This is a genomic window from Actinoplanes sp. 13, assembly GCF_056134165.1.
The window spans coordinates 185,823-201,104 of record NZ_JBVYOQ010000011.1; the positions used below are offsets into that span (position 1 = coordinate 185,823).

Here is a 15,282-nt window from a genome sequence, read left to right on the forward strand (position 1 = left end):
CGCGAGGGAAACCGCGGGTCGCCCTGTTCTCGTGCAATAACCGGATATCCAGGTATCGGGTGCTTTGACCGGAATACCTTACGAACGTGACTGCATCCACCCGTACCACCGCGGTGTTCCTGTCCCTGACGATCGCTGCCGGCGCGGCAGCGACGCCGGCCACCGCGGCGCCGGCGGCCCTCTGGGACCACCCGGGCTACGACGCGGAGGACAGCTACTACAACCCGGCGGAGTCCGTGATCAACGCGGGCAGCATCCGCCGGCTCGGCAAGAAATGGTCGGTGAACCTGCGCCGGAGCGACGCGAGCTGCTCCGGGACGTCCGCGCCGGTGATCGCCGGCGGGCGGGTCTTCGCGACCGACCAGCTCGGGATCTCCGCCCACGCGGTCGCCGACGGCCGGCTCGGCTGGCGTTTCAGCTGGCCGGACATCTTGGACAACGAGACGCCGGTGCTGGCCGTGAGCGACGGTCTGCTGATCGCGGCGAACGGCGACTGCAACTCCCAGAGCGACCCGAACGGCCTGCTCACCGCCCTCGACGTGACCACCGGCCGGACACGCTGGACGGTGGCTTCGGACATGCCGGTGCACTCCGTCGTGGTCGACAAGGGCGTCGTGGTGATCTCCGGGACGTCGCCGTCGGACGAGGACGCGGTCGTCGCCTATCGGGTGCGGGACGGCCGGCAGCTGTGGCGGAAGCCGAACTTCGCCGCCGGCGCTGTCTCGGCCAACGGGATCCTGCTGATCCACCGGACCGACGGGTTCGGCGTGCCGGCGGGCGACAGTTCGGCGGTCGACATCGGCACCGGCGCTGTCCGGTGGACCCGCAAGGGGGCCTGGACTGCTCAGGCGGCGAGCCCACGCGCGGATCGGTTCTACGTCACCTCTCCGGCAGGCCCCGACACCGGCCTGGTCGCGCTGGACGCGGCGACCGGCGCGGTGGTCTGGACGGCGACCGGCAAGGCCGGCGAGCTGATCGCGGCCGACGGGCGGCGCGTCTACCGTGCCGAGGGGCGCGGTGTCGAGGCGCTGGACGCCGCCACCGGCAAGCGATTGTGGATCACTCAGCTGGGCGCGGAGGCGACCCAGCCGGTCCGGGCCGGGGGCCTGCTGTACGCGGGCGGCGCGGTCCTGTCCGCAGCCGACGGCACCGTGGCGGGTCCCGTCTTCGGCGGCCGCGTCGTGGTCACCGGCGGCCGGATCCACCAGGTGATCGGGAGCCTGCTGGTGGCCTACGCCCCGTGATCATCGCCGCCACGTGCGGGTCGCCAGGTAGCGGAGGTTGCCCACCTTGTCGCGGGCGCGCACCTGCACCTTGATGGTCTTCCCGTACTTCGCGGTCCGGATCGAGAAGGCGTAACCGGCGGTCCGGTCCCACTGGACCAGCTTCCCGTTGATCCAGAGTTCGACCCGGTCGATACCGGACGGGTCGCTCGCCCGCGCCGTCACCTTCACGGTGCCCTTCACCTTGGCCCGGTTCTTCGGACCCGACGTCCAGGTCAGGGCCGGCGCCAGGTTGTCGGCGATCACGTTGCGGTTGAACAGGCCCACGTTGCCGGCCCGGTCGAAAACCTTCCACTGCAACGTGACCGTACGATTCAGCGCGCCGCTCGGATACCGGATCGCGTACGGGGCGGAGTAGTCCGTGCCGATGAGCCGTCCATCGGCGAAGAGCTGGGCGTGGGTCAGCCCGGAACCGCCGGCGTCGGTGACCCGGTCCGCGGTGACCGTCACCGTGCCGCGGAACCGCGCCAGATAGGCGGGCGTCACGGCGCCGATCACCGGCCTGGCGGTGTCCACCTTGGTCACTGCGCGGTCGGCCCGGATCTCGCCGAACGCCAGCCACCGATCCGCGGCCGCCGGCGCGAGCGCCGTGGTGGTCAGCGCGTTCTCCAGACTCCACTGGTTGGCCGCCGCCGTCCGCGACTTGACCAGACCGGCGACGCCCGAGGCGAGGGCGGTGGCGAACGAGGTGCCGCAGACCGCCGCCGTGCCACCGGTCACGGTGGAGGCGGTGGCGCAGTGCGGCGCGGCCAGATCCACCCAGCTCGCGCCGTAGTTCGAGGCGGCGTGCCGCTTCCCGTCCGCGTCGGTGCCGCCGACGGCCAGGACGCCGGCGTTCGCGGCCGGGTAGTACTTCACGTTGCCGCGGTCGTCGTTCCCGACGCTGGCCAGCACGATCGCGCCCTTGGCGCGGGCGTAGCCGATAGCGGACCGGAGGACGGCGGCGGCGTTCGGGTCGCCGGTCTGATCCGGCGCGCCGAACGAGAGGTTGATGATGCGGGCACCCCGGTCGGCGGCGTAGGTGATGCCGGCGGCGACCTCGCTGTCGAAGGCGGTGCCGCGCTTGTCGACGGCCTTGACCGGAAGGATCCGGCAGGCCGGGCAGGCGGACCGGACCAGTGAGGCGACAGCAGTGCCGTGGCCGGCGGGATGGTCGTCGCGGGCGTCGGCCGGATCGGGGGCGTTCTCGATGACGTTGGCGCCGGGAAGGACGGCGTTGACCAGGTTGCCGGCCGGGGTCACGCCGGTGTCGACGACGGCGATCATCGCCGGGGACCAGGTGGTCGCGGTCTTGAGAGCGGCGGGGATGCCCAGTTGGGCGAGGGGGTCGTGCTGCTGGGCCGGCTCTTCTTCGGCCGGTTCCTCCGTGGGCTGCTCGGCCGGTTCCTCAGTAGGCTGCTCGGCCGGTTCCTCCGTGGGCGGGTCCGTCGGCTGCTCGGTCGTGTCGGCCAGGACTGTCACCCGCCGGTCCAGCTGCACGAAGTTGACGCCCTCCTCGGCGCGCAGCTTCGCCGCGATCCGGGCAGCCTCGTCCTCCGGCACCTCGAGCGTGTGCGCGCCGATCTTCTCCAGCTGTTGCGAGCCTTCGAGGTCGTACCCCTCGTCGGTCAGCTGTTCGGCTGTGTCGTCCCGTTGCGCCGGCTCGAGGCCGACGATCAGGCGGACGTCCGGTTCGGTCTCCGCGACCGCCGGGATCGTCACGCCCGCGAAGGCCAGCGCCACCGCGGTGAACGCCGCGATCCTCAGGTGCCGCCGGTTGCGCCTCATCGGGCAACCTCGACCTGGATCTCGGCGAGACCGACGTTGCCGGTCGTCGCGCTGACCTTGGTGACCGTGAAGGTGAGCGCGGTGACGGTCCGCTTGGGGAAGGTCAGCGTGTACGCGGCGCCGTTGTTCGGCAGCGCCGGCACGTTCACCTTGCTGCCGTCGCTGAACGTCAGCGTGCCGCCGGTGATCTGGTCGTTGCCGTTCGGCCGGTCGTGCAGGACGACCTTGGTGATCGACTGCGGCTTGTCCCAGGCCAGCTTCAGCCAGCTGCCCGCCTTGCCGCGGACCGTCGCCCATTCCCGGTTGCTGCCGATGCCCGCCCCGGTGGTGTAGCCGTCGACGGCCCGGACGGCGTGCTGGCTGGCGGCCGTGTTCTGCGTGGAGGCGGTGACGACGGCCTGCGGCGCCACCGTCGTCGCGTACGCCTGGATCTCGGTGAGGCCGGCGTTGCGTGTGGTCGCGCTGACCGCGGTGGCGGTGAACCGCATGCTCCACAGCCGCTTCGGCGGGAACGACACGACCTTCGCCTCACCGTTGTTCGGCAGCGCGCCGACCTTGATCGAGGTGCCGTCGCTGAACGACAACGTGCCGGCGGTGATCTGGTCGTTGCTGTTCGGCCGGTCGTAGAGCACGACCTTGTCGACGGTCTGCGCGTTCAGCCAGCGGGCGTGGATCCAGCTGCCCGCCTTGCCCTTGGCCGTCACCCACTCGTCCTTCGCCGAGATCGGCGCCCCCTCGGCCGACCCGTTGACCGCCTTGCCCACGGTCTGCGTCGCCGTGACGTTCTGCGACGAGGCGGAGAGCGCGGCGAGCGGCGCGATGTTCAGCGCGCCGCCCTGCTCGGTGGCGTTGCGGTAGCGGCGGAAGGAGCGGATGTCGTACGCGCCGTTGAGGCACGCCCCGGTGGTCTGGCACACCTTCGCGTCGTGTTCCGCGTAGGCCATGAAGATGTCCATCTTGCGGTCCTCGACCGTGTAGAACACGTTCGTCGGCAGCTCCGCCACGGCATAGGCCATATAGGCGCTGATCCGGTGCGGTGTCCGGTATCGCAGATGCGCGTCGAAGGTCATGTACGCCGTCGTGCGGTGATCGCTGTGGTCGGCGCTGCGGTTCTTGTCGGAGTAGTCCAGGGTCTGGATGGTGTCCGGCTGGAACGTCTGCATGATGTCGAGCAGCAACTCGGTGAGACCGGCCCGGGTGTACGTGTTGGCCCCGTCCACGGAGTGGATCTCGGTGAGTTTGCCCTCGTAGAGCTCGTTCAGACTCTCGCCGTTGTTGACCGGGAAGCCGCCACCGCCACCGTCCGGCGCGCGCAGGTGGACCAGCGCGACGTCCGGGCGATCGACGAGGGACTCGTACCGGACGTCGTACCCGGCCCGGCCGTTGCCCTGCCCGAACGTGACCGTGCGCGAGTTCCAGTCGTCGTCGACGTCGGCCATCAGCGCGTACGCCGCCCGCGGGCCCTTCTCCCGTTCGCGCCAGTAACCCTCACCGGCGCCGGCGTCACCGGCGGTCACGAAGACGGTCAGCGTGCACCGCTGCGCGTCGATGTCGCGCTGGATGTCCGGGTTCATGAACAGCAGGTCGTCGTCCTGGTGCGCCACGACGTTCAGCACCCGGCCGCGTGCGCATCCCGAGCTGTCCAGGATGTCGGCGCTCGCCTGCATGGTCACGACAGTCGCGCCGAGCAGCGCGAGCACGCCGGCGACGGTCCCGCCCCAGCGCCTCTGCCTGACTGAGGACGATTTGCCCAGCATGTTGCACCCCCGTGATCAATCTGGACGCGGGGCACGATACCTATGCACGTCACATCGACGCGAGTCTTGAGTAACGGGTGTGACATTCGCTGTTCACTCTTTACAGCGCGCTTCCGCTGTCGTAGCGACGGGACCGTTTCGGCGTACGCCCGTGGTGGTCCGCTGCCCCGGCCCTGCCGCAACTGGCCCGGTTGCGGTTGCGGTGTTCCCGGCCGACCGGCCGAAGCAGCCGCGGTGACCTGCCCGAACAGAGTGGCGACGCCGAGAGCCGGCGTCACTTCTCTGCTGGAGGTGCCGCCGCCTTGGCCCCGATGTTCGCGCCGCTGAAAGAGCGCAACTACCGCCTGTGGGCGGCCGCCGACCTGGTCTCCGTCAGCGGAACCTGGATGCAGGTGCTGGCGCTGAACTGGCTGATCCTGTCCGCCACCGGCTCGGCCACCGCCATGGGCGCGGTCGTCATGCTCCAGTCACTGCCCGTGCTGCTGCTCGGCAGCTGGGGCGGCGCCCTCGCCGACCGGCTCCCGGCCCGCCCGCTGCTGATCGGCTGCCAGGTGCTGCGCGCCCTGCTGGCGCTGGCGCTGATCCTGCCGCTCTCCGGCAACTGGCTGATCTACGGCGTGGCGCTGGCCTCCGGCGTGATCGGCTCGTTCGAGGGCCCGGTGCTCGGGCGGTTCGGGTCGTCGCTGGTGCCACGCGAGGCCCTGAGTTCGGCGCTGGCCCTCGGGTCCGTGCTCAGCTCGGCGGGCCGCATCGGCGGGATGGCGCTGGGTGGCGTGCTGATCGGCATCACCGGCCCGACCGTGCTGTTCCTGATCAACGCGCTGTCGTACCTGGCGGTGATCTTCTCGCTGATGGCGATGCGCACCGGCGAGATGCGCGACCTGGCATCACCCTCGTCGTCCGAAGGCGGCGTGCTCGCAGGCCTGCGCTACCTGGTGCGGCAGCCGGTCGTGCTGATCGTTCTCGGGCTGTCGTTCGTGCTGGGGTCGCTGGGCCGCAACTACCAGGTGTCGATGGCCGCGATGGTGGCCGGCCCGCTGGAAGGATCGTCCGGCTCCTACGGTCTGCTGTCGACGGTCTTCGCCGTCGGGGCGGTGGCGGGCGGCCTGCTGCTCGCCGGCACCGGCCGGTCGACGCTGCGGGTGCTGCTGGGCACCGGCCTCCTGATCAGCGTGCTCCAGTTCTGCTCAGGGCTGGCACCCGACGTGCTGGGCTTCGCCGCGCTGATTCTGCCGATCGCCGCCGGTGCGGTCGTGTTCGACACCGTGGCCTCGACACGCATCCAGCTGGACACGCGCGAAGAGATGCGTGGCCGGGTGCTCGCGACGGTGGGCATCGTGTCCTCGCTGTCGGGGATCGTGGGCGCGCCGGCGGTGGGATGGATGTGCGACACCCTGGGTGCCCGGGAAGCGCTGCTGGTGGCTGGTGGGATCACCACGGTGGCCGCGGTTGCGGGGGCGGTTGCGCTGGTGCGCGTCAGGGGCCGGTCGTTGAGCTGGAGCTTCGTTCTGGGCCGGTCGGTGCCGCAGCCCGCTTGACTCAGGCAATACGAAAGAGCCGTCCGGCCACGAAATGTGGCCGGACGGCTCTTTCGTCTCACTGATCGATTTGCCGCTCTCCAACATCTCGGTGGTCGGGCCACAAGGGCGGTGAGTTCAGCGCGGGAAGCGGACTTCGCTCCGATAGGTTCAGGGCACGAACAGGTCGAGGGGGCAGAACATTGGGCGGGTTCTACACCGTGTTCGCGGACTGGGCGCGTAGGTACGGCGTCGATGCGGCCGTGTCAAGGTTCAGCGACGCATTGTCGTCCGACACCGTGGACGGGTACCGGCAGCAGTTTCTTGCCGACAAGGCGAAGGTGCAGGCCGGCGGTCCCGCGGTCATCACGGCGGGATCGGACGACTGGTACAGCGGACCGGTGGATGCCGATCGATTCTGGCCTGCGCTCGCGGAACAGTTCAGAAACGAGGGCTGGGACGAGGACCGGATCGGATCGGTTGATCGCTCCTCCAGCACGGTGGTGGCACACACGCCCAGGCCGGACCAGAACTCCTGGAACGCCAAGGGCCTGGTTGTGGGGTACGTGCAGAGCGGCAAGACCACAAACTTCACCGCTGTCGTCGCGAAGTCGGCGGACGTTCAATACCGACTGGTCATCGTGCTCTCCGGTATCCATAACGGCCTTCGGCGCCAGACCCAGGTCCGCCTCGACGAGTACTTGAAGGATCTGAATCCGGACGACTGGATCCCGATGACGTCGGTGGACCAGGACTTCGTGAGTCCGACGCACGGTGCCGCGTCGATCCTCAATCTCGACAAGCCCGTTCTGGTGGTGGTGAAGAAGAATGTCGCCGTACTGACCAAGCTGATCAAATGGCTGGGTGCGCCCAATGCTCGCAAAGCATTGGAGTCGGCGCCGGCGCTGGTGATCGACGATGAGGCGGATCAAGCGTCCGTCGCGACCGGCCGGATCAACCCGTTGATCCTGAAGCTTCTCGGGCTCATGCCGAAATGCACGTACGTCGGGTACACGGCAACGCCGTTCGCCAACGTCTTCATCGACCCCGCGCAGGATGATCTTTATCCGAAGTCCTTCATCCTGAACCTGCCCCGCCCGGACGGGTACTTCGGACCGGAGAAGATCTTCGGCCGATACGCGGTCGAGTGGGAGGAGGACGCGGCGGCGAAGGAGCCGCTGGACGGGTACGACATGGTTCGAACCGTTCAGGAGGACGACGTCCCACTGCTGCGGCCGGGCGGCAAGGAACCCGCCGAAGGTTTCACCCCAACGCTGATCGACGAGTTGGTCAAGGCAGTCCACTGGTTCTGGTTGGCAACGGCGGCACGTCGGGCGCGACATGACACGGGCCACAGCACCATGTTGATCCACACCTCCGTGAAGATCGCGGTCCACGAGAGCTATCGGGATCCGCTCGAGTACCTGCGGAGGAAGGCGCTCGAGGAACTGGCCGCGAACGAGGAGGCCGTCCTGGACAAGTGGCGTGCGCTGTGGGAGGAGGAGTCCGCCCGGGTGCCGGCGGAGGACTTCGGCAGAACGCAGGACTCCTTCGACGAGTTGCTCAAGCATCTGGCCGGAGTGGTGACGGACACCAGGGTGGTTCTCGACAACTACCGAAGTCAGGACCGTCTCGACTATTCGGAGCCCTCGGTGGTTGCGATCGCGGTCGGAGGCAACACCCTGTCCCGTGGCCTCACCCTGGAAGGTCTGGTGGTGAGTTTCTTCGTCCGAGGTGCTACAGCCTACGACACGCTGCTCCAGATGGGTCGCTGGTTCGGATACCGCACGGGCTACGAGGATCTTCCGCGGATCTGGATGACACCGAGCCTGGAGGACGCGTTCCGGCATCTGGCCACCGTCGAGCACGAGATGCGCGACGACATCGACAGGTATCAGCGGGAGAACTTGACGCCCTCGCAGGTGGCGGTGCGGATCCGGACGCATCCCTCGCTACGGATCACCGCGAAGATGGGGGCGGCGCAGCCCGCCTACATCTCGTACGCCGGCCGAAGGCTGCAGACGCGATACTTCCTGCATCGTGACAAGGAGTGGCTCGAAGCGAATCTTCAGGCTGCCGAGAACCTCGTGCAGGAGGCAGCGCGTCACGGCGACGAGGAGCCGTTGAGCACCGCGCGCCTCATCCGCAATGTTCCGGTTTCGGTGATCAAAACGTTCCTCGGGCGATACCAGGTGCATGAGGACTCACCCGACCTGGACCGAGCCATGATGATCAAATACATCGACAGTCGGCTCGCTGACGACCCGCCGAGCCTGGCGACCTGGTCCGTGGCCGTGGTGATCGGTGAAGGATCTCAAACCCGGTTCGGGGGTCTAGACATCACGTACGCGATCCGCTCCCGTCTCGATGACCACCATGCCGACCGTGCTGACATCAAGACCCTCATGAGCAAGCAGGACCGCGCACTCGACCTTGGGCTGACGGTGGCGCAGGCCCGGCAGAAGAGCGAGGACGACCTCGTCAAGCTGCGCAATGCCGACAAGGTGAACAGCGACCGAGGGCTGTTGGTCCTGTACCTCGTCGACCCGGTCAGCGAGCCGGACAGTCGGTCGGCCACACGTCGGGTCGCGCTCGGTGCGGTGGCTCCCGTGGTGGGCATGGGCATCACGTTCCCGGGCGATCCCTCCACCAAGCGCCGGATCCAGGCCAGCCACGTCGCAGTCGACCTCTCCGACGTCGAGAGTGAGAACCTCGACGAGGCGCTGGACGTCGACACCGAAGGGTTGGCGTGACCGCACGGGATCTCGGTGAGCTGGATCGTGCGTGGGCGGTCCTCGGCCGACCCAAGGCCGAGGAACTCGCGTCCTTCCCGCTCACGGTCCGTGCCGACGCCGGCCCGTGCCGAGCAGCGGTCGACCGTACCGGGGCGCGTCATCTGCTGGTCCCGGTGGGCGGCGAGTCGTTGGTGGTGGATCCGCGCCCGGCTGTCCTCGGCACCGCGGTCCGGCGCCTCGTATTCGGCGGTGCGGTGGCGACGTATCTCGACGTGACATGTACCGACGTCGAACTCTTCGACCAGTTCGACGAGGTGTTGGGCGATGTCCTGGACGCGGTGGCGGGCTCGTCCCGGCCGGGCTCCGCGGCGATCGAGGCCGTGGCGCGGTGGCGACGCTTGTTCCGGAGCGCGCTGACCCGTGGCCTGTCGAGGCAGGCGAAGCTAGGCTTGTTCGCTGAACTCACCGTTCTGGCGGCGCTACTGACCGCGGCATCGGACCTGCCGATCGAGGCATGGCGTGGCCCTCTCGACGAGCCGCACGACTTCGAGGCCCCGTCGCGGTGTCTGGAGGTGAAAGGGCTCGGCTCCTCCACCGATTCGGTGGTGATTCACGGACTCGCTCAACTCGATGTCCACGACGAACGGGCCTTGGATCTGGTGCTGGTCCGAGTCGTCGACGACCCGGACGGTCGGACCATCGGCGATCTTGTCGAGGAGCTGCCCATTCCCGCGGCGGGACGTCCGAGGTTGGAGCCTCTCCTCGCGGCGGCCGGATGGCGATCCGATCCGGACAGGCCCGACAGCGACACCTTCGCGGTCGACGAGGTGCTCATCGTTCCGGTGGTAGGCGCGGTTCCCCGACTCGTCGCCTCATCACTGACCGATGGACGGTTGCCGTCAGGCGCCGGTCACCTCCAATATCAGCTGGAACTGGGAGCGCTTCTGCCGTACGTGACAGGAGCGTCGTTGAACGAAGCAGCGGTGGAATCGACTCGATGAGCGTCCAATGGTGGTCACAACCCTTCGCGCCGGAGGGCTCCGCCGCCGCCGAGGGGATCGTCAAGCAACTCGGTCGACCGGCACTCGACCCGCTGACCGTTCTCGTTCGAGAGGCGGCACAGAACAGTTGGGACGCCCGGATACCCGGGCAGGCGGTCGACTTCGACATCGACATCCGGGTTCTCGGGAAGGATGCCGTGCTGTGGCGCGATCTGCTGTTGCCCGGGCCGCCGGTGGAATCCAAGGTGGAGATCGATGACGTCCTCCGGCCCGGCGCTGTCGTGCTGGTCGTCTCGGATCGCAACACCGTGGGTCTCGGCGGCCCTCTGCGTGCGGGGGTGAAGGCGGATGCCGGCGAGAAGGCCGACTTCGTGCAGTTCCTGCGCAATGTCGGTGAGCCGAGCGACCATGAGTTCGGGGGTGGGACGTACGGATTCGGCAAGGGGATTTTCTATCGGCTGAGCCGGGTCGGTGCCATCCTGGTGAACACCCGAACGGTCTCGGCAGGACCGGACTCTCGTCGCCTGATGGGCGCGGCGCTCGGCCACAGTTGGTACCAGGGCGACCGTCGCTACACCGGTCGCCACTGGTGGGGAGATGTCGGATCGGACGGCGTGCCGGACCCGGTGGTCGGTGACGGGGCTGCTGATCTTGCCCGCAGGTTGGGCCTGCCTGAATTCGCGGACGGCCGTACCGGCACGGACATCGTCATGCTCGGTGCCGATCTCGGTTCCATCGGTTTTGACGGTGAGATGCGCGAGAGATCTCCGCACGAAGCCGCGACGTTCCTGACGTCGTCGATCCTCTGGCACCTCTGGCCGAAGATGGTCCCCGACCGCGACGGTATGCGGATGCGCTTCTCGGTGGGTGTGGAAGGTCGTCGCATTCCGGTCGAATCACCGGAGAAGGTCGAGGATCTCGCGCCGTTCGTCGAGGCGCTGACGGAGATCAGGCGAGGAGGTGGGGACAGCTACTCGCGAACTGTGCCACCGAAGAATGCCGGATCGGTGGCATTCGCTCTCGGACCAGCCGACCGGATCAGCCGTCGTGAGTTCGTGACGGCAGCTCGTCCGTTCACGGGACCGAGTCGGCACATCGCGCGCATGCGTGTGGCCGAGCTGGTGGTGGATTACTTCGAAGGACCGCCGCACCCGGACACGTTGCTTTCCTACGCGGGCGTGTTCCGGGCGTCCGAGGACGCTGACGAGTTGTTCGCGTCCGCCGAACCGCCCACCCACGACGACTGGGTCTCCAAGGGACTCAGCGGTGCGGCTCGTGGCGTGGTGCAGGGACTACGGACGTTCCTGATGAAGCACATCGACGAACGCTTCGGATTCGCGGCACACTCGGGTGGTTCCGGAGGGAAAGGTCTGGGGCAGTTGGCGGCGCGGCTCGGATCCGTGATTCCGCCACGGCTGATGAACGGCGACGGCGGTGCGGATCCGGACGACGGCGGCGACGGACACAGATCCGACGGTGGGGACGTCGACAGGTCGGGTGAATCCGGTGGTGCAGGCCGAGGTTCCAAGACTTCACGCGGTGGTCGGGCGCGGTTGGTGGGCTCCCCGCGACTGCACCTTCACGAGGGCCGCCCGTACCTCGTTGCGGTCGTGCGGGCGCCGGCGGCGACGACCGAACGGACCCTGACCGCCGATGTCGACGTGATCGTCGAAGGCGGCGGCAGGGAGACCGAGCCGCCTGCGGGCATGGCCGCCCCCGGGGTCATCCAGTGGCAGTCAGGAGACGGAGCGACGGTCGTTCGCGGACCCGAGATCGTGCTCTCCGCGGGTGGCGAGTCGGAGTGGTACGTACTGGCCGATCATGTTCCTGACGCGGTCGTCCGATTCCGGATCGGGCAGGTGATCAACAATGGCTGACATCCTTCCCTACCTGGTCCCGGCTCCGGGGACGGTTGTCTGGGAGCCTTGGCAACTGCGCGACGGCCAGGACTGGATCACGTTGCCCGACGAGATCGACGGCTGGGACCCGGGGACCGACCTCGAGGTGGCCCGCAGGGTGCGGCTGAATGTCGAGCGTCTTCGGAACGAGACCGGCCTCGACCTCACCCACGTTGCTCTGGCCGTCTCCTGGACCAGCTCGACGACGAGCATGACCGATGCCGCGCCGCTCGCCGGCTTCGGCCAGGACGGATCGGCGGTTGCCCATGCCGTGTTGTCCGGCGAACGAATCTCCGGCGTTCTCCGTCTTCGGAGCACGATCAGCATGGTTCGTCCGCCGACGTCGTACGTCCCCGGAGTGGCGTGGATCCCGGGATCGGTGCTGTCGGAGCACGCGTACCAGGTGACATTGGACAGCTCGGCCTCGATGTTCCCGGTGCACGAGATCGACTTCGCGGGAACCCGGTTGTCGCCTGACGCCGCCTGGCACCTCGAGACGAGTACCGATCTGTCGGCGGCGTTCTACGGCACTTTTCGGATATTGATCAACAAGCGGGACGGGGAGCTCAGCAAAGCCGTGGCCCGCGGTGCCAAGGACCGACGTCAGCAGGCTCTCTTGGACGAGCTCGAGTCGGGTGTCGCGGAACTGTTGCTGGAGATCGCGGTGCACCTCCGGGAAGACCTTGACGAGCGGGTGGAATGGCCGCCCGACTCGGTCGGAGACGTCCTCTCCCGGATCCTCCGATCGTCCCGGCTCCCGCTTCGGGCACCGTCGACACCGCAGGAGTTGGCGGATTTCCGTACTGCACTCGCCGGTGCCGTCCGGGCCGGCGGTAAGGGACGGGTGTTCCAGTGACCGAACTCTGGCCGTACCTGCCCGAGGCAGTCGCATCGGCCCTGTATGCCGAGGTGGCCGAGGGAAAACAGCCCGTTCCGGCGCCTGCTCATGAGTTCCAACTGTGGGCCCCGGTCGGCTCTCGCGTCTCCGCCCGCCGGATAGCGGAACTGACCACGACGATGGAAAAGCTCGCCCAGGGCTTCGGTTTTCCGTCCATCGCCACGGCGGAACACCGCATCGCCTTCGACCGTGCCGCAGCATCACTCGTTCGCGCGGCCATGGACCTGTCCTGGTCCGAGGCAGGAAATCGGGGCCTGTGGTCATTCATGTCATTGGTTGCGCTCCCGCATCTCACCGAGTGGCGCTTCGGTGTCGACAACAAGGAACGATGGCTCGCCACCGACCTCACCCGACACACCTGGGCCCGCCTCTGGTGGCAGGCTGTGGTGTTCGAGGGTCGGGAGTCGTTGCTGGGCGCGTTGTCCGAGAGCGACCTGAATCAGCTGCTGGAACGCCGCAGCATCGGCGGTGATCGCCGCCTCGTCGCCGCGGTGGCCGGCGCGATCATCGACCTGCCGGCCGGAGTGCCGCGCCGATCGGTGATCCGCGACGTCAGTAGGCGCCTGCGGCGCTACCTGGCCTTCATCGACGTCCGCGCTCTCGACGACGGCCAGGTCGACATGTTGTGCCGCAAGCTCTGCACGGACAGCGTTCGCCTGCTCCGTCCCGATGACGGAGCCGCCGTACCGCTCAGCCCTACCGGTTGATCCTCGCGGCGATGTGAGCGGCCATCTCTCTGGCGAGCGGCACCGGCACCGCATTGCCGATCTGCCGAGCGATGTCGTTCTTGGTGCCGCACCACTCGAAAGTGTCGCTGAATCCCTGTAGGCGTGCTGCCTCGTGGTGGCTGATCGTCCGGTTCTGAACGGGGTGCAGATAGCGCCCCTTCTCCGGCTTGAAGAACTCCGTGCGGATGGTCACGGAAGGTCGGTCCCACCGCAGTCGGGCCATCACGTCCATGCCGGCGGTACGGCCTACCCAGCACTTTGCCATCAGATGAGCGGGCAGGCTGCGCCGATCGCCGCCCTCCGGGATGTTGTTCATCCGGTCGATGGTTACTTGACGATAGGTCCGCGCAAGATCGAGGTCGGAAGCTTTGAAGCGGCCGGGAAGCGACTTGCCGAAGAACATGGTCGTGCTGTCCGGCAACTCGGTGTTGCCGGGATCCACGCTGTGCTCGAGGTCCTCGATGGCGTCGCGCACGGTGCGCCATTGCGCCGGAGCACATTTCGGAACAGGGATCTCGATGGCCGGGAAGTCCTTCCGCGTCCCGATCACGATGAACCGTTTGCGCAACTGAGCGGCACCGTAGTCCGTGGCGCGCACGACCGCCTGCCGAAGGTGATAATTCTGCAGCCGACCCTCGGTGGTCTCGGCCTTGAGCAACTCGAATTCCGGTGACTTGCCGAACTGCGGAACGTTCTCGAGCAAGAAGGCCCTCGGGCCGCTTTTGACGAGTACGTCGACGTACATGTTCCACAGCAGATTTCGTGGATCGTTGGGGTCGCGTCGTCCCAAAGTCGAGAAGCCTTGACACGGAGGCCCGCCGACAACGACGTCGGCAGCCGGCACCGAACCGCTGTCGACCCATTTCTCGATATCGCCCTGGAACATGTGATCGGCGCCGAAATTCGCAGCGTACGTCGATGCCGCGGCATGATCCTGCTCGACGGCGCCGACCGCACGGTAACTACCGGTATCGAGGAATCCTGAGGTCAAGCCCCCGCAGCCGGCAAAGAGATCGATCAGTCGCAGCTTCTTCGCCTCGTCCGGAGAAGCGCTGTCATTCATCGGCTCGACCGTCAATTTCTTCCTCCTGGCGGGGCTGCCGTTCAAGAGCGGGTCGGCATTCGGCCGGTGGCTCATGATAGATCCTCATGGGTGGCCCGGGTGGCCGGCACGCCGTGGGTGTACGAGCCCATGGCCGTCCGTAACTCTCCGGTGATCCGGTCCACCGCATCGGCCGGAACTTCGTGCTCCCAAATGCGAAGCACTGACCAACCCAACGCGGTGAGGTGCTCGTCCGTCGTGATGTCACGTCGCCGATTGGTCTCGAGTTTTTCGGCCCACCAGGCGCCGTTGGACGCCGGGCTCGTCCCGTGCCGAGGGCAGGAATGCCAGAAGCAGCCGTCGACGAAGACGGCAAGTTTGGCCCGGGTGAAGGCGATATCGACAGTACGACGCGCCATGCCCGGTATCCGCCACGCCACTCGGTATCGGAAGCCGGCTGCATGCAGCAATCTCCGGATGGCCATCTCCGGCTCGGTGTCGCGGCGCTTCTGCCTGCTCATCCGTGCCGATACGCCGGTTGAGCTGGGCACAAGCTTGTCGACCACCCCGTAACGTTAGCCGGCCGGAGGCTTGAGCGCTCTACCGGGTGATCGGACGGTCGACGAGCGGAAAGCCGGTGAGAAACTCGGTGTTCT

11 protein-coding genes are annotated in these 15,282 nt (G+C 67.7%); 7 read left to right on the plus strand and 4 right to left on the minus strand.

The annotated features are described in order from the left end of the window. Nucleotides 1-86: 86 nt before the first annotated feature. Nucleotides 87-1,244, plus strand: coding sequence for an outer membrane protein assembly factor BamB family protein (locus AC0NH5_RS22640; RefSeq protein WP_474407039.1), 1,158 nt, complete (start codon nt 87-89; stop codon nt 1,242-1,244). On the opposite strand, the gene AC0NH5_RS22645 is transcribed toward AC0NH5_RS22640, so the two are convergent. Continuing rightward, complete coding sequence (locus AC0NH5_RS22645) at nt 1,245-3,050, minus strand: S8 family serine peptidase (protein ID WP_474407042.1); 1,806 nt, start codon at nt 3,048-3,050, stop codon at nt 1,245-1,247. Next, entirely contained in the window at nt 3,047-4,750 is a 1,704-nt protein-coding gene (locus AC0NH5_RS22650; protein ID WP_474407045.1) for a PIG-L family deacetylase, read from the minus strand. Before AC0NH5_RS22650 ends, AC0NH5_RS22645 begins: the two co-directional genes overlap by 4 nt. A 368-nt stretch (nt 4,751-5,118) precedes the next feature. On the opposite strand from AC0NH5_RS22650, the gene AC0NH5_RS22655 reads away from it, so the two are divergent. From AC0NH5_RS22655 to AC0NH5_RS22680, 6 genes are all read left to right on the plus strand, one after another. Continuing rightward, nucleotides 5,119-6,345, plus strand: a complete 1,227-nt coding sequence (locus AC0NH5_RS22655; protein ID WP_474407157.1) for an MFS transporter — start codon at nt 5,119-5,121, stop codon at nt 6,343-6,345. Between the two features lie 200 nt (nt 6,346-6,545). Next, nucleotides 6,546-9,077, plus strand: coding sequence for a Z1 domain-containing protein (locus AC0NH5_RS22660; protein ID WP_474407047.1), 2,532 nt, complete (start codon nt 6,546-6,548; stop codon nt 9,075-9,077). Beyond that, nucleotides 9,074-10,060 (plus strand): PD-(D/E)XK motif protein, encoded by a 987-nt coding sequence (locus AC0NH5_RS22665; RefSeq protein WP_474407050.1) that lies wholly within the window; start codon nt 9,074-9,076, stop codon nt 10,058-10,060. The genes AC0NH5_RS22660 and AC0NH5_RS22665 overlap by 4 nt, the downstream gene beginning before the upstream one ends. After that, nucleotides 10,057-11,937, plus strand: coding sequence for a hypothetical protein (locus AC0NH5_RS22670; RefSeq protein ID WP_474407052.1), 1,881 nt, complete (start codon nt 10,057-10,059; stop codon nt 11,935-11,937). The genes AC0NH5_RS22665 and AC0NH5_RS22670 overlap by 4 nt, the downstream gene beginning before the upstream one ends. Next, nucleotides 11,930-12,814 (plus strand): hypothetical protein, encoded by an 885-nt coding sequence (locus AC0NH5_RS22675; RefSeq protein ID WP_474407054.1) that lies wholly within the window; start codon nt 11,930-11,932, stop codon nt 12,812-12,814. The genes AC0NH5_RS22670 and AC0NH5_RS22675 overlap by 8 nt, the downstream gene beginning before the upstream one ends. Further along, nucleotides 12,811-13,563 carry a DUF6339 family protein gene (locus tag AC0NH5_RS22680; RefSeq protein ID WP_474407057.1) on the plus strand — a complete coding sequence of 251 codons (753 nt, stop codon included), beginning with the start codon at nt 12,811-12,813 and terminating at the stop codon, nt 13,561-13,563. Before AC0NH5_RS22675 ends, AC0NH5_RS22680 begins: the two co-directional genes overlap by 4 nt. Here AC0NH5_RS22680 and AC0NH5_RS22685 read toward each other — a convergent pair. Continuing rightward, nucleotides 13,553-14,722 carry a DNA cytosine methyltransferase gene (locus tag AC0NH5_RS22685; RefSeq protein ID WP_474407059.1) on the minus strand — a complete coding sequence of 390 codons (1,170 nt, stop codon included), beginning with the start codon at nt 14,720-14,722 and terminating at the stop codon, nt 13,553-13,555. The genes AC0NH5_RS22680 and AC0NH5_RS22685 overlap by 11 nt on opposite strands. Then, nucleotides 14,719-15,192 (minus strand): very short patch repair endonuclease, encoded by a 474-nt coding sequence (locus tag AC0NH5_RS22690; protein WP_474407061.1) that lies wholly within the window; start codon nt 15,190-15,192, stop codon nt 14,719-14,721. The genes AC0NH5_RS22685 and AC0NH5_RS22690 overlap by 4 nt, the downstream gene beginning before the upstream one ends. Between the last annotated feature and the right edge of the window lie 90 nt (nt 15,193-15,282).